This is a genomic window from Ornithinibacillus proteolyticus (assembly GCF_039581225.1).
In the GTDB taxonomy this organism is placed as follows: domain Bacteria; phylum Bacillota; class Bacilli; order Bacillales; family Amphibacillaceae; genus Ornithinibacillus; species Ornithinibacillus massiliensis.
In genome coordinates this window covers 1-20,847 of the sequence record NZ_JBCPXV010000050.1, presented here as the reverse complement: position 1 = coordinate 20,847, position 20,847 = coordinate 1, and the positions used below count along the sequence as shown (strand labels likewise).

Here is a 20,847-nt window from a genome sequence, read left to right as displayed (position 1 = left end):
GTTTGCCTTCAAGCCCTCCGCACATTCCCTCACGAGCATGCACTGCCTGTCAGCTATACACTTCCGCCACTACGGCGTGTTTGGGACTTTCACCCTTAAGTTCGGAGCGCTGCCAAGCGCACAAAAAGCTATTCCCTCTAAAAAGGAAATAGCTCAAATGTTAATTAATTATACGTTTATTTTGATTTAATTCTCGTTGATCATTCAATTCTTTAATTAATGTTTGAATTAATTCTTCAGAGGAACGGATTTTATTTTTTTCTGTATCATCAATTACCTTTTTCATCATATTCTTAAAAAACTCACGCTCAACCATGAAATTACCGCCTTGACTATGATTTAATATAAAAACTAGTATACCATGAAATCTATGAGATATTTACTATAATTATTAAATTTTATAGTTTTTTCCATTTTTTATACCAGATTAGTAGAATGAAGTATGCCATGCTAGCTCCGATTCCGTCAATTACTACATCTCCATAAAAAGGCGTTCTATTTGGTGTTAAACCTTGATGTAATTCATCCATAATAGCATATGCAATCGTTAATCCAAATGAGACAACTAGAATTTTATGTAAATTCCAATGTACTGTCCTTCGAAATGCTATACAAAACAGAATCATCAATAGGAAAAATGCACCGAAATGTGCTCCTTTACGAAGAAAAAATTCGATAAATCCTTCTACACCAAGTGCAGCAATGCTTACCTCTGTTTGATTATACGTAAATGAAACCCAACTAAAATACGGTTCTAAAAAAGAAAAATCAATAATGCTCGCTAGTAATGGCTTCATATCCTGTTTTTCATATGGGGTCGCAGAAGAAAAGAAAATGACAGCCATCCATACGATCGGAAGAAGCCAATAAATAGGTTTACGATTCATCATTTCACCATACTTGTCCAAAATCTTATATCCTACTATATCACAAGCAATAAAAAAACCGCAGTATAATCTACGGTTTCTAATTATTATTTTTTCGCCACTTATTAAATTCTAGGAAACTCTTAAAGTCTTCTTTCGAAACACCAGATTCCATCGCTTCTTTGACGATTTCTAGCCATTCTCCGTCTAAATCCTCCAATTCTATGGAGTCTTTCGTATTAATTAACTCATTTACAGATACACCTAGAACAGCACTAATTTTCTCGATAAATTGAATAGATGGATTGGATTGGAGGTTACGTTCGATTGAACTTAAGTACGACTTGGCAACATTTGCTTTTTCTGCTAGCTCAGATATAGACATTTTCTTTTCTTTGCGTAATTGTTTGATTTTTTCTCCGATCAATTCGACTCACCTCTTTCAAGCGAAATTATATCACAAACAGGTGAGCAGTTCTATATTAAGTACAAAAATACAACAAAAGAATTATGCATGGTGCTTTGCTTCCGCTAGAAATAGTCGTATTTCTTCTACGGTCATCCCCTGTTTTTTTGCCTCCTTAATTAACAAAATCCACTCATAGTCTAAACCGATCATTTTATTCAAATTCCCGTCCCCCATACTTATCTATGCAATCCAGCCATCCAGTATTGGACCTGTGACTTTGCGTCCCCATCTTTCAATGAGGTTGCCTTTGTATAGATGGAATTTATTTCTAAATCTATTATACTAAAGAACTAGTATTTTATGTATGTCTTGTTTTGTCAGAATGGAACTAGTTTTGTAGGAGGTTCAAACCAATCATATTACTTTTTTCGATATACTATACCCTACTCATCCGTGCTCTTTTCAATCTTCTAGAAATGATATAAAGGATTAAGCCAGCTAGAAGTAAACAGGTACCAATTAATAAATAATGAAACATATTTGTTGCTGTCTTAGGAAGTGGCGATCCTGCTGTGTTATCTCCATCATTTATTTTACCCCCCACAAGCTTTACATCTTTCTCTGTTGTGCTATTATCTTCACCATCAGAGTCCCCCGTACCAGGGGTACTATTAGCTGCCTCTGCTACAAACGACATGTTAAAAAGAACAGCTAACCCTTGAAACTCATTACCAAGATGTTCCGGAAAACGAACGGTGATGTCTATTTCTTCGTATGTGTTAGCAGCAAGAAATCTCTTCGGTAACGTTTCCAATTCTGCTAGTTTACCTTCATATAGTATCCCTTCCCCCCCTTCCATTTCGATTAGAAGTTCATTAAATAGTTTCGCTTCCCCTTCATTGCTAATGCTTATCTGATAGTGAAAATTATTTTTCCCATCATTCATAACTGTAAGTGTTCTTGGTGCCCAGTCTCCTGGTTTCATATTATTCACATTAAAAAGCATATCATTAGGTGAAAGCGAGATTGCTATTTCTGCTTTGTCATTAATTGTTGTATCGGAATCATCGGCCATCGTTAATAAAGGATTATGTAGCATAATAAACCCGATAACGAATGCCAAGCTAATCAACATTACCCGCTTCAATTCATCGCCCCCTTAAGGCAAAACTATCAAAATTATATTAAGATGCCGTACTATTTTCCTGTATTTGTTTAGCTAGTTTTTTATTCGTAGCCTCTAATTCTCGAACTGCTTGCCAAATAGTGAAACCGGCATAGACGATTAGGATGAATCCTGGTATTAATAGTAAAAATGCTCCATTTTGGGATTGTGCAAGGTTAACAACATATCCTAGATAAGGAATAGTGAAGCCTGTATACTGGGCAACGACATTTTCAGAAAGTACTAAGCTACTATCTGGGGAAGCATTATTATCTCCCTTCGTTCGATACATAACATGTTCTCCACTATTTACTACCTCTATGACCCTATGGGTAATTAACTTTCCATCTTCTTCCACGAATGTGATAACATCCCCCGATTGAAAACGAGTCATGTCTCCACCAGGCTCCACTGCGATAATAGAACCGGTATTGAATTCTGGCTCCATTGATCCTGATAATACCGTTTTTAATTGATAGCCTAGAATTTCTGGTTCTCCCCCTGAAGCTTTCGTTGCAACAACCGTAAACGCTAAAAAGATTAGTACAGCCATCATGGCATACGTAAGCAAATTTCCAGTCCATTTTGCGACCTTTTTTAAATTCATTTAATTTTCTCCTTCCTCAGATGAATTCACAGTGTCTTCTTCCATCGGTTCACTCTCTGATTGAACCGATTCATTTTCTTCAACTGGTTTTTCCTCTACTTCTTTTATTTCATTAGCATTATCTTTTTTCGTGCTAGACTTATTTTCATCTTCATTCTCTTCTTCTGGTTGTGTGACGGTTTGCTCTTCTACTATTTCTTCCTCTTTAGGTTCATTTTCACTCACTTCTTCCTCATTGATAGCAGCATCTTCTTCCTGTTTTTTATCTTGTGGCGGGCATTGTACCTTTACTTTATTGCTCCATATTTCCGTTCTATTCTCTTCATTTTCATGAAAGCCTGGTAGCTGATACGCCATAAATTGATACCAACCTTCTTCTGTTGCAGTATATGTAAGGCTTATTTCTTGACCAGCATTTAATGGTTGGATCAATCCATTTGCAATTTCTTTGCCCAGTTTCTCAGGGTTACCTTTTTGTTCAGAATAAAATACTTTGTATTCGGTTGGACCCGCCATGTCACCGTCTCCAATATTCTTGATCTGGACTTGGATTTCAACTGGTGGACAGCTATGTATAACATCTGTTGCATTATCCAGGAATGCTAACTCACTTCCATCCCACCAGTTACTTGCTGTAGAAATGGTAGTCGTCACCTTAGGACTTGTATAGCTAAAATGAGCCGTAGTAGTTGAGGTAACGAGCGATAATGATGCGATAGAAGCATATAGGATAGCTAATAATTGCATGAGAATGATTAATTTTTTATGTTTTTTCCGATACTTAGCTACTCGTGACTGTCTCATATTCTTCCCCCTATCTCCCCTTTATTAACTATCATCGTTATTCCAAAACTTCGATTAACCAGGATAGTTAATAAATAAGGAATGAGGCTGGGACAAAACTATTTCTAACATAGAAAAAACGGAACATGAAAGTTAGCGCATCATACCCGCCCCGGAAATATACTTGCGGTTACTTCCAGTATATTTCCGGGGCTAATGTGGTGGTAGTTCGTTTTTTATTACCTATATTTTCGTTATGCCCCAGCCTCTTGTTTATCAAAAAATTACTTTTCTTCTCCGTCAGTTTGGAAACCTTCGAATGTCCAAGTAAGCTCTAAATCTAGATTTTGTAGTTCATTTTGTGCTACACCAGTATCATTGAAACGGAATTGAACATCAAAGTTAGCTTTATCGCCAGCTCCAATACCATATACTTCTTCTGATACATCTTCAAATACTGGATCAACAGTTATCCATTTGCCAAATACTGGCCAAACAATCCATTCCCAGTATCTATACCCTTCTTCAACCATAATGTTTTCAAGATTTACTTTTGTTGCTAAATCTTCTGGTGTTAAATCACGAAGGTCTTTTAAACTTACTTCAAACAACACTTCATAATCTGCATTCCCAGAAGTATTCTTTAAGAATTGCACATAAAGTTGTTCTGCATATGCATCTGCTAATTCATTACTAACAGCCTCACCATTTCTTGTAACCGCATAATCTGTTTTTAAGTCAACATACTTAATATCAAGCGTTCCATTGTTTTGTAATTCAAACGATCTTGGCATCCAGTCTCCAGGCTTAAGATTATTCATTTCTACTTGTACAGTTGGATCAACATCAAGTTGAATTGTACCGGAAGCAAACGTGTTCGTTTGTGTAGCAGTATCACTAAAGTATGCAAACGTACCCCCACCAATTAATGCAATACCTAAAGCAGCTGATGTAATGCCCATACCTAACTTTTTCTTCATACTCATTCTCGTTCATCTCCCTAATTTAAATTCTAATTACAGAACAATTCACCTTTAAATCTGCGCAAATTTAAAAGTGTCGGGAAAGAGTTTGGTAATCGTTCTCTTTCCATATGTATTTAACCAGTTAAACACTATCGTTCTTCAATAAGACTCATTTCGTTCCTAATAAAGAACAATCTAATTGGAGTATAGGATAATTTACTTAGAAATGAAAACCTCAAATTCCGGCAAATATTCACTATAAAGAACGTTTTTATTGGATTATCTTTATATTTCTTTAGATTACTTATATTTTTGTACTTATTAACGTATTTATATTCTTTATAAAGAACAAATTCATTTTATATACTTCTATGCATGTCTATTCTTATCATATATTTATTATGATAACGATAATATAAATAAGTTTTCTTAGAATAACATACTAACTTGAAACCCAATTGAAAAGTAAATATTGCTCCTAATTACTGCTAATCGTTCTGTTACTTTTTGGAGGAACTAAATCACTATACGATTAACACTATTCTATTAGTCAAAAATAATGAGTAATAAATCCTATTTTGCAATAGACTAAAATGACAGGATTCGATATAATATTTCCAATAGTTAACAATTAAGGAGAATGACAGTGGCGGAATCAAGGAAAGAACTTAAACAAAAGAAAAGACGAAAATGGTTATACTGGGTCGGTGGGATTTTTCTTTTCCTTCTACTAGCTGGTGGAGGATTTGCATGGTATGTATGGGATAAAATACACGATACGGTTAACACCATGCATGAACCATTGGATCGTGATAAAGACCCTAAAAGGCAAGAAGAGATTAATAGCATTTTCAACGACAAAAAATCAATCAACATTTTACTTCTAGGTGTAGATGAACGTGAAGGTGACAGAGGTCGCTCCGATACCATGATTCTCATGTCATTAAATCCGAAGACCGATTCGATGAAAATGCTCAGTATTCCAAGAGACACTTATGTCAACATTCCTGGCCGAGGAATGGATAAAATCAATCACGCCTATGCATTTGGTGGGGTTGAATTATCTGTTCAAACCGTTGAAGAAGCCTTCGATCTTCCAGTACACTTCTACGGTAAAATAAATATGGAAGGCTTTGAGCTTGGGGTAGATGCTTTAGGTGGCGTAACCATTGATAATCATATGGATTTCACACAGGATGGCTTTCACTTTGAAGAAGGTAATCTTCGTTTAAATGGAAAAGAAGCATTAGCCTACATTCGGATGAGAAAAAGTGATCCACGTGGGGATATGGGGCGTAATGAAAGACAACGTGCTGTCGTCACTGCTGCAATGAATGAGGCTGCAAGCTTTTCAAGTATTACAAAGGTCGGTGAGATTCTCGATATAGTGGGGAATAATGTCAATACTGACCTGCAAATGAAAAACATGCAAGCATTATTCACTAACTACCTCGGAACTAGAGCAAACATTGACACGATGGAGATTTCTGGTAGCGAGCAAATTATTGGAGGAATTTGGTACTATATTGTACCAGAAGCAGAATTCAATCGGATTTCAACGGAGATAAAAGATCATATGGAAGCGAACTAAAGAAAATAAGTCACCTGATGAATTCAGTGTGACTTTTTCTATTATTTCGATGATATAATACAAAGAGAGAGAAAAAAACACTTACACATAGTAGGGGGATTAGTTATGAAACGCTTCTTTATTACCTTTACATTACTTTTAGCTTTCCTATTAGCTGGATGTTCTGAGGATAAAGTCACACCTCATGACAGGCTGGATGACTATTTTAATCTTTGGGAGGAACAAAACTTCACTAGTATGTACGATATGCTGACGGAAGAAGCTAAGCAAGTATATCCAACAGATCAGTACATAGACCGCTATGAGAAAATATACCAAGATTTACACATTACAGATATTCAATTACATTATGAAAAACTATCTGATGAAAAGATGAAACAAGCTTTGGAAGAAGGTACGGCAACCATTCCATTTTCGGCAAGTTTGACGTCGATGGCTGGTCCAATTGAATTTGACTATGAAGTGACGTTAAAACAAGCTGGGGAAGAGGAAGAAAAGAATTGGTTTATCGACTGGGATCCTGGCTTTATTTTCCCAGAAATTAAAGATGGTGGAGAGATTCGAATATCTACTACCGAGCCAAAACGAGGAGATATTCTGGACCGTAACAGACTGCCCTTAGCTCTAAACGGAATTGTCTATGAGGTTGGAGTTGTTCCCGGGCAATTAGGGGATAATCCTGAAGCGAGTAAAGAAAAGCTTGCTTCCCTATTAAATATTTCCGTTGCATCCATTGATAACGCGCTTAATGAGAGCTGGGTTCAACCAGATTTGTTCGTCCCAATAGGTAAAAAGGTACAAGAATCCAATCAAGCATTGCTAGACCAATTATGGCAAATAGATGGCGTGATGACACAGCAAACAACAGGGCGCATTTATCCTTTAGGCGAAGCGGCGGCACATGTTGTAGGCTATGTGAGAAAAATAACAGCAGAAGAATTAGAAGAGAAAGATCCTGAGCGATATACAGCCAATGATATGATTGGTACTACTGGTTTAGAGCGCCGTTTCGAAGATGAACTAAAAGGCGAGAAAGGGGTTAAAATTTACGTTACGAAAGATGAAAAAGAGGTTGCTACTTTAGCCATGAAACCAGTAGAGGATGGAAAGAATATTCAAACAACCCTTGATATTACGGTCCAAGAGGAATTATTTAACTCTTTGGATAATGCACCAGGAACGGCAGCTGCTATCCACCCTAAAACCGGCGAAACATTAGCATTGGTAAGTAGCCCGTCCTTTGATCCAAATAAACTAGTCTATGGCATTTCTCAAAGCGATTGGGAAGCTCTTCAAGACAACCCAGAGCAACCTTTATTTAATCGATTTAATGCGACATATGCACCAGGCTCTGTAATAAAGCCAATCACAGCAGCAATTGGCTTACAAAATGGCACGATTAAACCTGAGGAGAAGCTAGAGATTAAGGGGCTTTCTTGGGGTAAGGGAGAATCTTGGGGCAATTATGAAGTAACTCGTGTGTCCGAGGCTAACCCAGTTGACTTAATGAAAGCCATGGCCCTTTCAGATAATATCTACTTTGCAATGAAAGGTGTGGAAATGGGTGGTGAGCAACTCGTAAAGGGACTTGAACAGTTCGGTTTCGGTGAACAGCTACCGATTAATTTCCCAATATCCACTTCAACCATTTCAACTTCTGGAACGTTAGATGATGAAGTATTAGTAGCAAACACAAGCTATGGTCAAGGTGAGATTGAAGCAAGTGTACTTCACTTAGCTACGATGTATACGACATTTTTAAATAATGGCAATATGATTAAACCAATCTTATTAATGGATGAAGAACCAAATCAAGTTTGGAAAGAAGGGCTACTAACATCAGAGCAAGCTACTATCGTGCAAGAAACTTTGCGAAATGTAGTAACAGATGGAACGGCTAGCTATGCGAAAAAGGCTTCATTCCCTATCTCTGGGAAAACTGGAACGGCAGAATTAAAATTAACCTTAGATGAGGAAAATGGCGAACAAAATGGCTGGTTTGTCGGTTATCCAACAGAGGATCAGGACATCATCATCGCAATGATGATGGAGAAGGTTCAAGATCTCGGAGCAAGCGGATTAGTTGTACAGAAGGTTACGGATGTATTGGAAGCTATTAAAGAATAAAAAAGAACGCTTCCTACGAATGAATCAGAGAATGGGACAAAAGTAAACGTAATACGAATAATACCACTAGTTCCTTAAAATATACGTAGAGGAAACCAATAAGCAAACCTGAGATCCCGGATTCACCTCGAGTCTACTAGCAGGATTTCTCGTTAGGGTTATTCATATCGCAGCCTGATAGACACTGCCATGGATTTTTCTAGGAGTCCTCGCCCCTGTACTGGAAAGTTAATACAACGATATTTCCAGGATAGGGGCTTTTCTCATTAATCGCTTTTTCCTTTAACATATACCTTTTGTCCCTTCCTCTATTTAAATTTTACACCTTTATTATTCGTTTAAACGGTCTTACTTAAGCTTCTATAATAAAGCAATTAAGTCATAAAATGCTTCTTCATTGCGTTCATCTAATGCTTTATCAATTAATCGTTTAATATTTTGTTGTACTAGCTGATCCATAATAACGTCAATATCTTCATTTAAATTTTCTGTTTGCACATAATCAATATGAGGTTTTGTGATAAAGTAAAGCTTAATTAGAAAATCTGGAATATTGATTAGTTCACTCATCGTTAAATAAAAAACTTTATCATCCTTCTTAAATGCAAAAGTCGCATCCAGATTCTCAATTTTTTTCGTTCTACGATTGATAATGAATTGTCTCGACTGTTCAGGGATAAATTGATACACTTCATTCTGTATAGAAATCGTAAAGTGCTCTTCGTCCAAATAGACATATATATTTTCTAAATCCGTTTTTATACAATAGGGCTTCAATAACTTTACACTTACCATTGACATTCCCCCAATGCTTCATTATAGAAAATCTTATTTGTTAAGTACCCGATAAATTAACTTTTAAACACCTTTTTATCCAATAAATCAAAAGGAGCATGCCTGCCTATTTGTCATAGGTAATAAGTCATGCTCCTTTTGATTCATAACAATTTCACTAATTCGCGAAACATTTTCTCATCACGCTCATCAAGCGCCTTATCGATTAAGCGTTTTAAATTAGATTTTTCTAATTCCTCTAAAATTAATCTATTTTCACTTGCTATTTCATCCATTTCCTGAAATTCTTCATAATAAGGCTTTGCAATATGGTGTAATTGGGTTAGAAAATCGGGAAGTGTTATAAGTTCTGTCATTGTCATATAAATAATCTCCTTGCCCTTTTGAAAAGCAAAACGACTTTCAACATTTTCAACTTTTCGTGTTTTGCGGTTGATGCGAATCTCTTTAGCTTCAACAGGGATAAATTGGTAGACATGTGTATTAATACTGACTGAAAAATATTGATACGCTAAAATTATACGAACAAACTCATCATCAGCCTTTATATAATAAGGCTTGAGCATCTTTACAGATATCACATTCCCACCTCCCAATATTTTTCAAATCATAATTTTCAGTTAATTTATTTTACATGATTTTACAAGAAAAAACAAGAGGATATTTATGGATTCATTAAAATTGATTCTAAATTCCCTATTATAAGCTAAAAGTCCTGCGAGTCTTTACTATATACTCACAGGACTACTCCTTATTCGTTAATTGCTCCAATAATATGCGATTTTAGCTTTTCCATTTCTAGATTAGTTAGGTCATATTGTTGTTCAAGCTTGCCGATTACTTTACCCGCTTCTTGCAGGTTGATAACACCTTTTTTCATATAAGCTTTATAACGCGTATTTAAATCGTCAATGACATCTGCATATTTCTCATCCGTCCCCGGTGTTACCGCTATCTCATACATATCTATCGTCTCTTCCCCAGGTCCCTGTGGAAAAAACTCATGTGGGTCTGTACTATCAAAAATACAACAATCTAGCTCTCGAACGAGCACCATATCAATACTATTAGGATCGAAGCTACAGTGATAAAGCTCCACATCAAAACCATGCGCTAGGCAAGCAGCCTTAATTTTCTTCATAAAGGTTGATTTACCTGTACCAGCACGGCCTTTAATATAGTACTTTTTAGATAACGGACGTAAAAGTTCTGGAACAACATTTACTACGCCATCTTTCGTATTAGTACCAAACAAGCGATGGTATACGTTGGATTCCTTTTCTTGCTTTGAAACATCCTTTAATAGAGAATCGATAAATTCTGTTGCCAGTTGATTCGCCTTTTCAAAGTCCATTTCGTTTATATAGACTTCCTCTAAATCGTCATGAATTTTCAGTCCAGCTTCAAAATCTCGGTAGGCGTTTTGGATGAAAGTATTCATTGTTTCATGCTCCGATGCGAAATCGTGGTTAGTAGCATCCATTTCTGTGAAAAGAGTAAGGTTTAATTCAATGGAGCCAGGTAAGTCTGTACTAGTTATCCTTTCATCGATGATCGCTACTTTCTTATCTCGTATGATAACTCCTTCTAAGAATTCTTTACCTATTGAGCTATAAAGTACCTCGATATGATGATCTGCTTCATATTGGTTTATGATTCCCTTTATAATAGCTGTTTTGATTGTGTAGGAGGGGTGTTTTAAAATGATATGTTGATATAAGTCAGAAGTGTTGGTTGACAAAAAGTTTACGAAGCCCTCTGCTGTGTTTCCACTAACGTAGTACCCAATTTTACTTGGCAAAATAACACATCCTTTGACTTTTGGTTTCTACTTTAATGTATGTATAGGCAGTTGTCTAGGTGAATGAAACATAACATAAGGAAACACTCCCGAAGCAATCGAGAGTGTTTTTTAAGTTCTTTAACGCTATTTATTTCTATTTAACTTCTGGTAATACACGTACTTCTGTTGTCATGTTTGATTGGCATAATGGACATTCTGGTTCTTTGTCAAAGCTAAATGATTCTCTCATCCAGCCATTACAATCCTCACTAGTACATGCCCATACATTTGTTTCAACTTCCGGGACTGGCTCTTTTGGTCCTCTTGAAAAAGACATTACAGCATCCCCTTTCAGGCGTTGTATTTCTATTATACCTCTTTTCGAAACACAAAGAAAGGGACCTTGGATTTACTTATCCACCAGTGACAAAAATTGAATAACCAACCTATTCGTAAGAAATTACGTTATACGTCTTAATCTTCTAGGACAAATTTTTCAATTGCTTTTGCTACACCATGATTTTCGTTCGTATCGGTTACGTAATTTGCTACTTTTTTAATTGCTTCTTGTGCATTTCCCATTGCTACACCGATACCTGCTTCTTGAATCATTTTAATATCGTTCAAGCTGTCCCCACATGCCATTACGTTATCCATCGTAATCCCGATTTCGTTACAAACACGATGTAGCGCTTTTGCTTTGCTAACACCTTTAGGATTAATTTCAATGTTAGTTGGTAATGAATTGGTAATCTCAAGGTCAGCAAAATAGGATAGTTCTTTCACTACTTGAGCTAATTTATCCGGGTTTTCTGAGTCTACGCCGAATTTCAACCATTGGTAGTCGTATAAATTATCTGGACGTTCTCCAATGAAAAATCCTTCTGTAGAAGTCATCCACATATGGAGACCTAGTCCTTCACCTAAATTCCATATTTTTTCTACGACTTCCGTTTCTAATAAATGTTGTTCCAGTAATTCCTTTTTCATTGTCCAAATCTCGCCACCATTACAAGTGACTAAATACGATGTCAGGCCTAGTTCCTCTGCATATGGATAGCAGGTACCAAGTGATCGTCCCGTACTTAAGACAACATGGACACCTTTTGTAAGTGCTTGTTGAATCGCCTCTTTCGTACGAATATCAACCTCATGATTCTTATTCAATAACGTACCATCCATATCTAATGCAATTAACTTAATATCAGACATCTAAAAACCCCTTTATGCTTCTTTTTTTAATGCTTGCTCGGGCTTTATTCCTCGATCGTATAGTTTTGTTGTGAAGAATGGAATTAATAACATCACAATTAATCCATAAAACAACACCTGAATATTAAAGTAATCAACAACTAAACCACCTAAGAATGGTCCAAGCATTCTACCTGCAGCCGCAACGCTATTGATAAATCCTTGATAAAATCCAGCACGACCTTGTGGTGCTAGTTCATTTGCCAAGGTTGGGATGGCAGGCCAAATTAGCATCTCCGCTATAGTCAATATTACCATAGCTACAGCGAACATAGTAAATGCTTCAGCATACATCGCGATAAGATATGATCCTAAAAAAATAACAGCCCCAACATAAATATGTTTTCTAGGTGAAGTAATTCTATCGGTAAATAGCTTTAATAATGGCTGACCTAACACGATTAGGAAACCATTAATGGCCCAAAGCGAACTGTATTGTTCTAATGGAATACCGATATCCTGTGTATAGGATGCAATGGTAGACTGCCACTGGCTATAAGCAAACCAGGTAACAAAGAATCCAACACTTAAAATAATTAATGCAGTAAAAGTGGATTTATCTTTAATCTTTCCACTTTGCTCAATTACATTAGTGTGCATATGTCGATTTCTTTCTTCATCCATTCCTTTAAATGCAAAGAAAACAATAAAGGTAAATACGATAAATAGGGCTGCATTCGCAATGAAAATATAATCAAACGAAATACTTGCTACATATCCACCAATTGTCGCTCCAAGTGCGACCCCAAGATTTTGGGCAACATAAATCGCATTAAATGCACGTCTTCCACCTTCTGGCCATACAGATCCTGCCATGGCAAACATGACTGGCCATGTAATTCCTGATCCAAGTCCAATTAAAAGAAGACAAATAGAATACGATATAATATCATGATTAAATGCTAAGAAGATTGATGAGCTCGCTGATAATAACGTACCTAGTAGAATCGTTTTATAAGCACTAAATTTATCAAATAATACTCCTCCAACTAGGTTACCGACAATGTTAGCTCCCTGATTAAACATTAAAATAAAGCCCGCAAATGCTAAGCTTCTTCCTAATTCATTATGCATGTATATAGTATTAAGTGGCCATAAAAAAGAACCACCAGTTACACTAATGGTTGTAGCTATTGCTAAAAGCCAAATGTATTTTGGCATACTTATCAACTCGCAATCTAGTTTTCTCGTCAACTACGTAATTTTAATATATTTAGTTGATGAAAGCAATGAAGATAATGTAAATAATTTTCTAGTTTAGGACTTTTTTTGATAATAAATCCATAGCTAGAATATACCAATCTTTGGCTAACGTTTTCTAAGTCCCTTGTGAGGCACATCTTTCTTTTTACATACACAGAGGGCCGGTATATTCTAGCTAATTATGTATCGCTTATTATCGGGTTCCTTCCCCCATAATCATGCTATATATGTTAAACCTTAACTGTCTTTTTATAATTTATAGTAGCCAATGTTTATTGGATACAGCGTATTGCAATTTTAACCGCCTCTGTTAAGTCTTGTTGTGACCAGCTTGGCATGTTCTTCTTTACGGCTAGCTTATGTGATGCTGGGATATGGATAAACCCTGATGGCTGCTCTAATCCTTTTTGCTTTAAATAATGAAGTCCATGATACATGACATTATTACAAAGGTAGGCACCTGCTGTATTAGAAATTTTGGCTGGATAGCCTGCTTCTTCTAGCTTGGCAACCATTTCATAGATGGGAAGTTTTGAAAAGTATCCATCTGGACCATCCGCAAAAATCTTTTCTCCACTTGGCTTATGTCCATTATTATCGACTGGACCATCATTACAGTTAATCGCAATTCGTTCTGGTGTAATACAATTTCTTCCAGCTGCAAGTCCCAAGGATACAACTGCATTCGGTTGATGCTTCTCCATTAATTCTAATAACTGGTTACCAGATTTATGAAAATCAACCGATAGCACCTCACCAATAATTTCATAATCCCCAATTACTTCACCATTTAACTGGTTTGTAATTTCCGTAGTTGGATTAATAGGAAATTCTAAAAAGGCCTTAAATCCAGTTAGTAATAATTTTTTCATGTGAACACCTCTCCAATTTTATTAAACGTATTTATCTCTACCTGCTCCAAATCCAAAAACAGTAACTAATAGTGCGACTATCATTAATGAAATGATTGGTACTGTCCAAGCATGGGTAAGATCGAATAAATATCCAATGAAGATTGGACCAACAGCAGCTAGAATATACCCTAATGCTTGTGCCATTCCAGATAAAGAGGCTGCTTGCTTTGCATCCCTTGCTCTCATTCCTAAGAAGGCTAATGCCAAAGCAAACGTACCACTCAATGCAAGTCCAATTAATGTAATACTAATTATTATTAGGATATTATGGGTACCTAATAATAATCCTGTAAAGCCTACTATAGAACAGATTCCCATAACCAACACAATTAATCGCTGTGAAGCAAATTTAGCTGCTAGCACTGGTACTAAGAAACTAGCCGGAAGACCGACAAACTGTGTATAGGATAGTAACCATCCAGCCGTCTCCATACTCATTCCATGAGAATGCAGAATTTCAGGTAGCCATGAGATAGTCACATAAAATAAAAAGGACTGTAATCCCATATATGCAGCAATTTGCCATGCTAAAGTAGACTTCCAAATATTCGTATCTGTAGTACCTGTTATAAACTTAGTTTCGACCGTAGCATGACGGCTTTTATTAGATAAATAAATCCAAATAATAATCCCTAGCACTGCAGGGATGGCCCACACACTTAGAGCAACCTTCCATCCTAAGCCGATACCATTTGCTAGCGGAACACTAACTCCTGATGCCGTTGCAGCAAATACTCCCATCGCCGTTGAATAGACACTAGTCATTAAACCTACCTTTAATGGAAATTTATCCTTCACGACTCCTGGTAATAGAACATTACAAACCGATATACCAAACCCAACTAGCAATGTTCCTAGAAATATCAAGCCGATTAATGACACGGAACGGACCGCTATTCCAGCTAATAAAAATATAAGCCCCCATAAAATGACTTTCTCATTGGTAAACCGATTACCTAGCCTTGCAGCAATTGGTGACATAAAGGCAAAAGCGATTAATGGTAAGCTTGTTAATAACCCTACACTCCAATTCGATAATCCTACATCATCGCGAATGGTACTCATAAGTGGTCCAACAGATGTGATTGCAGGCCGGAGATTAAAAGCAACAATGATGATTCCTGCTACTACTAAAAATTTGTATAACTGATTGTTGTTAGCCTCTTGATGATGCAATTCCAATTCTCATGCCCCTTCCAATATATTACTGTCACTACTATAGCATAATCCATTAAGAGAAGAAAAAGGAGGAGACTCGCCAATTTAGCTTTATGTGGAGAAGCTGTTATTATTCTTCTTACCGGGCGCGTTTTTATTTTTCCTTCACTTCTAATTTTCCTCGCGCGCGACTTTCTTTCCTTTTCGCGCGAGACTCTCCTCTTTTCGCGCGGGAATCTCTTAAAATCGCGCCACCTCCCCCATTTTTCGCGCGACCCTCTTCACTTTTCGCGCCACATTCACTATCTCGCGCGATTTTACTCCTACCTCGCGCGAATTTTACTATTTCTCGCGCGATTTTAATCTTACCTCGCGCGATTTTTCTATTTCTCGCGCGTTTTTACTCCTACCCCGCGCGATTTTTACTTTTCCTTCACTCCTAATTTTTCTCGCGCGCGATATTTTGTACGACTTCAAGACCCACCCCTCATCCAAATATAAAAGGCAGTTTCCCTGAAATTACTACTCAGAGAACCTGCCCTTACTTACGTTTTATAATGTTATCCAATTATTTTTAATGGCCTTGATAACGGCATTAGTGCGATCGGATACATGTAGCTTCTTCAAGATAGAGCTTACATGGTTATTCACTGTTCTAGTTGAAATAAATAGTTCTTTGGCAATACTACAGTTGTTTAGACCTTTACCAAGCTCCTCTAAAACCTTCCATTCTTGTTCGGTAAGAATACCAGCTGGTCTAATTGGGTCTTTTCTAGTTAGTTTTACATAATCATTTAGTAGAATTGCTGATAGTTTCGGATGGATATATTGTTGATCATTTAACATCGATTTAGTAGCAAAAATTAATTCACTTAATTCCATTCCATTATAGAAATATCCATGTAACCCACAACGGAACAGCTCCCGTAATAAGTCATTGTCTAAATCAGATGTCCAAATTGCTACTCGGATTTTCTTTTCTAGAAACCTATCAATTACCTCTTTAATATCGATAGTCGTGTTTAAATCAATAATGACTAAATCACTTTTAATTGACGTCTTAATTGATTTAAATTCTGCGGATCCTATAGCCTTCCAATCATGCTCAGGAAGACTTTCTTCTAGCTTTTCCACAATAATGTCTCGAACTAAATCTTTCTCTTTAATAATTGTTACTTCACTCATAGCCACTTCTCCCATCAAATTTATTTCCCTATTACAAATGGTAGAAATTGCCAAAATATGAATTTCACATTAAAAAAGACTATTCATATTAGAATAGCCAAAATATTGATACAATCCATTTTGGCAACCAGGCGATCATAGCCATTACGACCTTAGACCCTTAGCTTTGCGTCCTACCCTTTCAGATAGTTTGCCTTTATCAGTTGGTGTTTCGATTTATTCACATAAGGTTATGTTAAACCATATCTAGTAATAAATGCAACTAAAATATCATTAAATATAGGATGTAATTATAGGAAAAAAAGATACTAGACACTTTACACCAAATGTGTCTAGTATCTTTTACTATAGTTTAAAATTACCTACTAAATCATTCAGTTCTTCTGCTAGGGTGGCTAGTTTTTTGGAGCTATCAGCTACTTCCTCCATTGAGCCTCTAACCTGTTCTGCCGAAGCTGACGTCTCCTCTACCCCTGCAGCTGATTCCTCTGAAATAGCTGCAATCTCTTGGATAGATCCGTTCATTTCTTGACTGTTCGTAGCAATACTGGACAGGTTGCTCGTAATGGTTGAAATGTTCTCGACCATACTGGAAACCGCTTCGGTAATTTGACTAAATGTCTCTCCAGTAGATTCAATTTGGTCTGTACCAATTTGAACCTCTTTATACCCTTCCTGTAATGACTCCGTTACAAGCGTTGATTCCGACTGAATACTCATTACCGTGTCTGTTATATCATTTACCGATAGCGCAACCTGCTCCGCTAACTTTCTCACCTCGTCAGCAACTACTGCGAAGCCTTTCCCATGTTCACCAGCACGTGCCGCTTCAATTGCAGCGTTTAATGCTAGTAAATTAGTTTGCTCTGCAACATCCCTAATGATAGATACTAGATTGGTGATTTTTTGCGTATGCTCATGTAGTCCTTCTACTTTTCCTACAGCACCATGAACAATTTCATCTACTTTACGCATTTGTGTGGTTGAAGATTTCATTAAATCTCTTCCCGTATTGGTTAAGTCAAGCACATTCTTGGAGTGTGTATCAATTGCTGCGCCACTTTCATCTGCCTCTTGTACTTGAACAGCAAATGAACTCATTGCCGATGATAATTCACCTGCACTATCTGCTTGTGTTTCCGTACCGTTAGCTAATTCTTCCATTGTCATTGCTATTTGCTCGGCACCAGTTTTCACTTCGTTAGTAGACTGAGTTAGCTCGGTACTCTGGCTAGCTAAGGTTGTCGATACATACTTGATTTGATTTAATAATGCCCGAATGCTCATACTCATCTTATTCGTCATATGAACAAGTTGTCCAATTTCATCTCGGTCATTGGATTTTAAATCTTCCTGGCTTAAATCGCCATCAGAAATGGTCTGCATTCTCTCCATAACCAGCTTTATTCGCTTCGCAATCATATTAGAAGCAAAAATAGCCAATGTCGTTCCGATAACGATGCTAGCAATACTTAATATGATGGTCAGAACCATCATTAATTCACCATCATTAACCATATTCTGTCCTAGTTCATTAATAAGCTCTTTACGATGCTCGGTAGCTTCTTCAAATCCTTGGGTAATCTCTGTTCCTAATGGCATTACTTCCATTTGCATAATTTGTAATGCTGCTTCTTTATCACCACGATCATACGCTTGTAGTGCCTTATCCGTTAATGTTCCCCACTCATACTTCTTATTAAGTAATTCCTTCGTGCTTTCTGAATCACTCAATTCCATCAGTTCATTCTCTAACGCAATACTTGCCTCTACTTCATTTTCAAATTGCTGACGAAGACTTTCATCCTCCAGTAGGAAATATCCTCTTAATAATGCTGAGCGATTTGCCATATCATAGGATATATCCTCATCAAGCATAAGTAGGGCTAGCTGTTTGTTTATTATTTCTTTGGATTCCTTATTGATTAGATTAATTGAATATAAGGAAAAAGCCGAATAAATTACAACAAAAAATAATACGGTGGAAAATAAAAATAATATTCTATTGCGTATCGATTTAAAATTAAATAAATTCTTCATTAGTCGTTCTCCTCAATTATAATGTGTTATGGTAAATGTTCTGTGATGTCATAATTAGGCAAAATTAGCACTTCCACTCGTCTATTTATTGCTCTATTTTCCGCACTGTCATTTGGAACAAGCGGTTGATGCTCCCCGAATCCTTTTGCACTAAATTTCGCTGGATCGAGTTGTTCATTATCTAAAATTAACGTCATAAAGTTTACAGCCCGCATAACACTGAGCTCCCAATTCGAACCAAATTGCTCATTGTTCATCGGAACATCATCTGTATGCCCACTGATGACCACTTGGTGAGGAGGGTCCGTATATAACAGACGTGATATCTCATTGGCAATCGTTATCCCACCCTGATTAACCTCTGCACTACCTGGCTCGAAGGAAATATCATTCTTGATCGTGATCATTAATCCTTCACCAGATAGATTGGTACCAAGTGACTCCGTCAGACCATTTTCTTGGATATAGGCATCGATTCTCTTTTGAAGCTCTTGTAAATTTTGCAGCTCATGTTGACCATCTTTATGATTCTGATTTTGTTCTTCCACTTCTTGTTGTTCTTTCAGCTCAGGAGAAGGAACAGGATGTTCCATTATCCCTTTATCCCCGCTGGAAAACTCGCTTCTAAAGAAAGTAGACAGTTCCTCATATTTCTTCACATCTATCTCACTCATAGCAAATAAGACAATAAACAAGGCAACAAGTAATGTTAATAAATCAGAGTAAGGGAGTAACCACGATTCATCAACATGATGTTCCGCTTTTTTCCGTTTATTCTTCTTCATTTTTCGGCTCCTGATTTAATCGTTCTAATTCTTTTGTTGTTAGATAAGAACCAAGCTTATCCCTTAGAACTTTTGATGACTCCCCAACTGTAATCGATACAATACCTTCAATCATGATTTCTTTAATTTCTACTTCACGCTTTGACTTTGCCTTCAGTTTATTGGCAAATGGATGCCACATGACATATCCAGTAAAAATACCAAGTAATGTTGCGATAAACGCTGCAGAGATTGCCTTTCCTAGTGCTTCAATATCAGACATATCCGCTAGAGCTGCTATTAAACCTACCACTGCACCAAGTACCCCCAGTGTTGGCGCATAGGTACCAGCTTGAGAAAAAATAGCTGCACCTTCTTCATGGCGTTTTTCCATGGCATCAATTTTCTCCATCATGACATCTCGGATAAATTCCGGAGTTTGCCCATCCACTGCAAGCTGTAATCCTGACGCTAAAAATGGATCTTCAATTTTATCCAATTGACTTTCTAAAGATAAAATCCCTTCCTTTCTAGCTATATCAGCCATATCAGAGAATGTATCAATTAATTCTTCTGCACTTTGTTCTTTCCTTTCGGTAAATAGAATCTTGAAGAGTGCTGGTATTCTTTTCAGTGTTCTAGTTGGAAAAGCAATAATAACAGAAGCTGCTGTTCCTACAAGAATAATGAGGATGGCAGCAGGATTTATCAATGCACCAAGACCAACACCCTTCAGTACCATTCCTACCCCAACTGCAAGGATTCCTAGTATAATTCCTATTAATGATGATTTATCCATGTGTAGACCTCCATATGTGAATTAAAAAAGCTATTCTTGTAGAAAGAATAGCCAAATAGAATGTTATAGATTCTATACTTGGTAACCTGGCAATCTTAGTCTATTAGACCTTAGACCCATGGCTTTGCGTCCTTACTTTTCAGTAAGTTTGCCTTTGTCGATTTGGATTATGTGTGAGATTAAAGTTTTTCTCTATTGTATATATCGGCTATTACATTTTAGAAGTAAAGGGGTATTATAGTAATTTAAAATAATTTATTTCAGCCGTATATAATCATTTATTTAATAACAACTATGTTTTTAGCTGTAATATAGAAGAGGCTGGGACAAAACCCCAGTAAATAATTAAAAACGTAGCGCTAACCATTTAAAATGGTAAGTGCTACGTCTTTTTTAATATTCTTACTCTTTTTAGTAAACAAAAAGGACACCCTCTGATAAA

General features: G+C 36.7%; 22 protein-coding genes and 3 riboswitches. Of the genes, 2 read left to right on the top strand and 20 right to left on the bottom strand.

The window, feature by feature from the left end; genetic code table 11:
- Nucleotides 1–160 precede the first annotated feature (160 nt).
- The 8 genes from AAIB49_RS16900 to AAIB49_RS16865 form a co-directional block, all read right to left on the bottom strand.
- Nucleotides 161–316, bottom strand: coding sequence for a hypothetical protein (locus tag AAIB49_RS16900; protein WP_186870618.1), 156 nt, complete (start codon nucleotides 314–316; stop codon nucleotides 161–163).
- An 82-nt stretch (nucleotides 317–398) separates the two neighbouring features.
- Complete coding sequence (locus tag AAIB49_RS16895) at nucleotides 399–908, bottom strand: VanZ family protein (protein ID WP_343458687.1); 510 nt, start codon at nucleotides 906–908, stop codon at nucleotides 399–401.
- A gap of 58 nt (nucleotides 909–966) precedes the next feature.
- Nucleotides 967–1,293 carry a helix-turn-helix domain-containing protein gene (locus AAIB49_RS16890; RefSeq protein WP_186870620.1) on the bottom strand — a complete coding sequence of 109 codons (327 nt, stop codon included), beginning with the start codon at nucleotides 1,291–1,293 and terminating at the stop codon, nucleotides 967–969.
- A gap of 81 nt (nucleotides 1,294–1,374) precedes the next feature.
- Nucleotides 1,375–1,485: an anti-repressor SinI family protein gene (locus AAIB49_RS16885; RefSeq protein WP_246521669.1), complete on the bottom strand. Its 111-nt coding sequence runs from the start codon at nucleotides 1,483–1,485 to the stop codon at nucleotides 1,375–1,377.
- Between the two features lie 30 nt (nucleotides 1,486–1,515).
- Nucleotides 1,516–1,591, bottom strand: a riboswitch (cyclic di-GMP riboswitch).
- A 120-nt stretch (nucleotides 1,592–1,711) separates the two neighbouring features.
- Nucleotides 1,712–2,422: an LPXTG cell wall anchor domain-containing protein gene (locus AAIB49_RS16880; protein ID WP_343458686.1), complete on the bottom strand. Its 711-nt coding sequence runs from the start codon at nucleotides 2,420–2,422 to the stop codon at nucleotides 1,712–1,714.
- A gap of 37 nt (nucleotides 2,423–2,459) precedes the next feature.
- On the bottom strand, nucleotides 2,460–3,047 hold the full coding sequence (sipW, locus tag AAIB49_RS16875; protein WP_343458685.1) for a signal peptidase I SipW: 588 nt from the start codon (nucleotides 3,045–3,047) through the stop codon (nucleotides 2,460–2,462).
- A complete protein-coding gene (tapA, locus tag AAIB49_RS16870; RefSeq protein ID WP_339213839.1) occupies nucleotides 3,048–3,851 on the bottom strand; it encodes an amyloid fiber anchoring/assembly protein TapA in 804 nt (267 codons plus the stop codon). It lies immediately after the preceding gene.
- A 263-nt stretch (nucleotides 3,852–4,114) separates the two neighbouring features.
- A complete protein-coding gene (locus tag AAIB49_RS16865; protein ID WP_339213837.1) occupies nucleotides 4,115–4,816 on the bottom strand; it encodes a TasA family protein in 702 nt (233 codons plus the stop codon).
- Between the two features lie 625 nt (nucleotides 4,817–5,441).
- Here AAIB49_RS16865 and AAIB49_RS16860 point away from each other — a divergent pair.
- Both AAIB49_RS16860 and AAIB49_RS16855 read left to right on the top strand, forming a co-directional pair.
- Complete coding sequence (locus AAIB49_RS16860) at nucleotides 5,442–6,386, top strand: LCP family glycopolymer transferase (protein ID WP_481857879.1); 945 nt, start codon at nucleotides 5,442–5,444, stop codon at nucleotides 6,384–6,386.
- 105 nt (nucleotides 6,387–6,491) lie between these two features.
- Nucleotides 6,492–8,513 (top strand): penicillin-binding transpeptidase domain-containing protein, encoded by a 2,022-nt coding sequence (locus AAIB49_RS16855; RefSeq protein ID WP_343458683.1) that lies wholly within the window; start codon nucleotides 6,492–6,494, stop codon nucleotides 8,511–8,513.
- Between the two features lie 360 nt (nucleotides 8,514–8,873).
- On the opposite strand, the gene AAIB49_RS16850 is transcribed toward AAIB49_RS16855, so the two are convergent.
- From AAIB49_RS16850 to motA, 12 genes are all read right to left on the bottom strand, one after another.
- On the bottom strand, nucleotides 8,874–9,308 hold the full coding sequence (locus AAIB49_RS16850; RefSeq protein ID WP_339213832.1) for an IDEAL domain-containing protein: 435 nt from the start codon (nucleotides 9,306–9,308) through the stop codon (nucleotides 8,874–8,876).
- 143 nt (nucleotides 9,309–9,451) lie between these two features.
- Nucleotides 9,452–9,889 (bottom strand): IDEAL domain-containing protein, encoded by a 438-nt coding sequence (locus AAIB49_RS16845; protein ID WP_339213830.1) that lies wholly within the window; start codon nucleotides 9,887–9,889, stop codon nucleotides 9,452–9,454.
- Nucleotides 9,890–10,059: 170 nt separating this feature from the next.
- Entirely contained in the window at nucleotides 10,060–11,109 is a 1,050-nt protein-coding gene (locus AAIB49_RS16840) for a hypothetical protein (RefSeq protein ID WP_339213828.1), read from the bottom strand.
- A gap of 136 nt (nucleotides 11,110–11,245) precedes the next feature.
- Nucleotides 11,246–11,428, bottom strand: coding sequence for a cold-shock protein (locus tag AAIB49_RS16835; protein ID WP_186870631.1), 183 nt, complete (start codon nucleotides 11,426–11,428; stop codon nucleotides 11,246–11,248).
- A 137-nt stretch (nucleotides 11,429–11,565) separates the two neighbouring features.
- The gene (locus AAIB49_RS16830; RefSeq protein ID WP_339213827.1) at nucleotides 11,566–12,303 is read right to left on the bottom strand and encodes a Cof-type HAD-IIB family hydrolase; all 738 of its coding nucleotides are present in this window, start codon (nucleotides 12,301–12,303) and stop codon (nucleotides 11,566–11,568) included.
- A gap of 12 nt (nucleotides 12,304–12,315) precedes the next feature.
- On the bottom strand, nucleotides 12,316–13,503 hold the full coding sequence (locus tag AAIB49_RS16825; RefSeq protein WP_186870633.1) for an MDR family MFS transporter: 1,188 nt from the start codon (nucleotides 13,501–13,503) through the stop codon (nucleotides 12,316–12,318).
- Nucleotides 13,504–13,817: 314 nt separating this feature from the next.
- The gene (locus AAIB49_RS16820) at nucleotides 13,818–14,417 is read right to left on the bottom strand and encodes a pyroglutamyl-peptidase I (protein WP_343458682.1); all 600 of its coding nucleotides are present in this window, start codon (nucleotides 14,415–14,417) and stop codon (nucleotides 13,818–13,820) included.
- 21 nt (nucleotides 14,418–14,438) lie between these two features.
- Complete coding sequence (locus tag AAIB49_RS16815) at nucleotides 14,439–15,641, bottom strand: CynX/NimT family MFS transporter (RefSeq protein WP_343458681.1); 1,203 nt, start codon at nucleotides 15,639–15,641, stop codon at nucleotides 14,439–14,441.
- A 528-nt stretch (nucleotides 15,642–16,169) separates the two neighbouring features.
- Entirely contained in the window at nucleotides 16,170–16,802 is a 633-nt protein-coding gene (locus AAIB49_RS16810) for a response regulator transcription factor (RefSeq protein WP_343458680.1), read from the bottom strand.
- Between the two features lie 119 nt (nucleotides 16,803–16,921).
- A riboswitch (cyclic di-GMP riboswitch) is annotated at nucleotides 16,922–17,007 on the bottom strand.
- A gap of 140 nt (nucleotides 17,008–17,147) precedes the next feature.
- A complete protein-coding gene (locus AAIB49_RS16805) occupies nucleotides 17,148–18,842 on the bottom strand; it encodes a methyl-accepting chemotaxis protein (RefSeq protein ID WP_343458679.1) in 1,695 nt (564 codons plus the stop codon).
- 26 nt (nucleotides 18,843–18,868) lie between these two features.
- Nucleotides 18,869–19,627, bottom strand: a complete 759-nt coding sequence (gene motB, locus AAIB49_RS16800; RefSeq protein WP_339213817.1) for a flagellar motor protein MotB — start codon at nucleotides 19,625–19,627, stop codon at nucleotides 18,869–18,871.
- A complete protein-coding gene (gene motA, locus AAIB49_RS16795; protein WP_186870639.1) occupies nucleotides 19,614–20,405 on the bottom strand; it encodes a flagellar motor stator protein MotA in 792 nt (263 codons plus the stop codon). The genes motB and motA overlap by 14 nt, the downstream gene beginning before the upstream one ends.
- Before the next feature lie 77 nt (nucleotides 20,406–20,482).
- Nucleotides 20,483–20,568, bottom strand: a riboswitch (cyclic di-GMP riboswitch).
- Between the last annotated feature and the right edge of the window lie 279 nt (nucleotides 20,569–20,847).

Excerpts from the sequence above, each read along its gene's own strand:
- sipW (WP_343458685.1), bottom strand. The coding sequence starts at position 3,047 with ATGAATTTAAAAAAGGTCGCAAAATGGACTGGAAATTTGCTTACGTAT.
- AAIB49_RS16885 (WP_246521669.1), bottom strand. The coding sequence starts at position 1,485 with ATGATCGGTTTAGACTATGAGTGGATTTTGTTAATTAAGGAGGCAAAA.
- AAIB49_RS16820 (WP_343458682.1), bottom strand. The coding sequence starts at position 14,417 with ATGAAAAAATTATTACTAACTGGATTTAAGGCCTTTTTAGAATTTCCT.
- AAIB49_RS16825 (WP_186870633.1), bottom strand. The coding sequence starts at position 13,503 with ATGCCAAAATACATTTGGCTTTTAGCAATAGCTACAACCATTAGTGTA.
- tapA (WP_339213839.1), bottom strand. The coding sequence starts at position 3,851 with ATGAGACAGTCACGAGTAGCTAAGTATCGGAAAAAACATAAAAAATTA.
- AAIB49_RS16865 (WP_339213837.1), bottom strand. The coding sequence starts at position 4,816 with ATGAGTATGAAGAAAAAGTTAGGTATGGGCATTACATCAGCTGCTTTA.
- AAIB49_RS16855 (WP_343458683.1), top strand. The coding sequence starts at position 6,492 with ATGAAACGCTTCTTTATTACCTTTACATTACTTTTAGCTTTCCTATTA.
- motB (WP_339213817.1), bottom strand. The coding sequence starts at position 19,627 with ATGAAGAAGAATAAACGGAAAAAAGCGGAACATCATGTTGATGAATCG.
- AAIB49_RS16810 (WP_343458680.1), bottom strand. The coding sequence starts at position 16,802 with ATGAGTGAAGTAACAATTATTAAAGAGAAAGATTTAGTTCGAGACATT.
- AAIB49_RS16900 (WP_186870618.1), bottom strand. The coding sequence starts at position 316 with ATGGTTGAGCGTGAGTTTTTTAAGAATATGATGAAAAAGGTAATTGAT.
- AAIB49_RS16850 (WP_339213832.1), bottom strand. The coding sequence starts at position 9,308 with ATGGTAAGTGTAAAGTTATTGAAGCCCTATTGTATAAAAACGGATTTA.
- motA (WP_186870639.1), bottom strand. The coding sequence starts at position 20,405 with ATGGATAAATCATCATTAATAGGAATTATACTAGGAATCCTTGCAGTT.
- AAIB49_RS16830 (WP_339213827.1), bottom strand. The coding sequence starts at position 12,303 with ATGTCTGATATTAAGTTAATTGCATTAGATATGGATGGTACGTTATTG.
- AAIB49_RS16805 (WP_343458679.1), bottom strand. The coding sequence starts at position 18,842 with ATGAAGAATTTATTTAATTTTAAATCGATACGCAATAGAATATTATTT.
- AAIB49_RS16835 (WP_186870631.1), bottom strand. The coding sequence starts at position 11,428 with ATGTCTTTTTCAAGAGGACCAAAAGAGCCAGTCCCGGAAGTTGAAACA.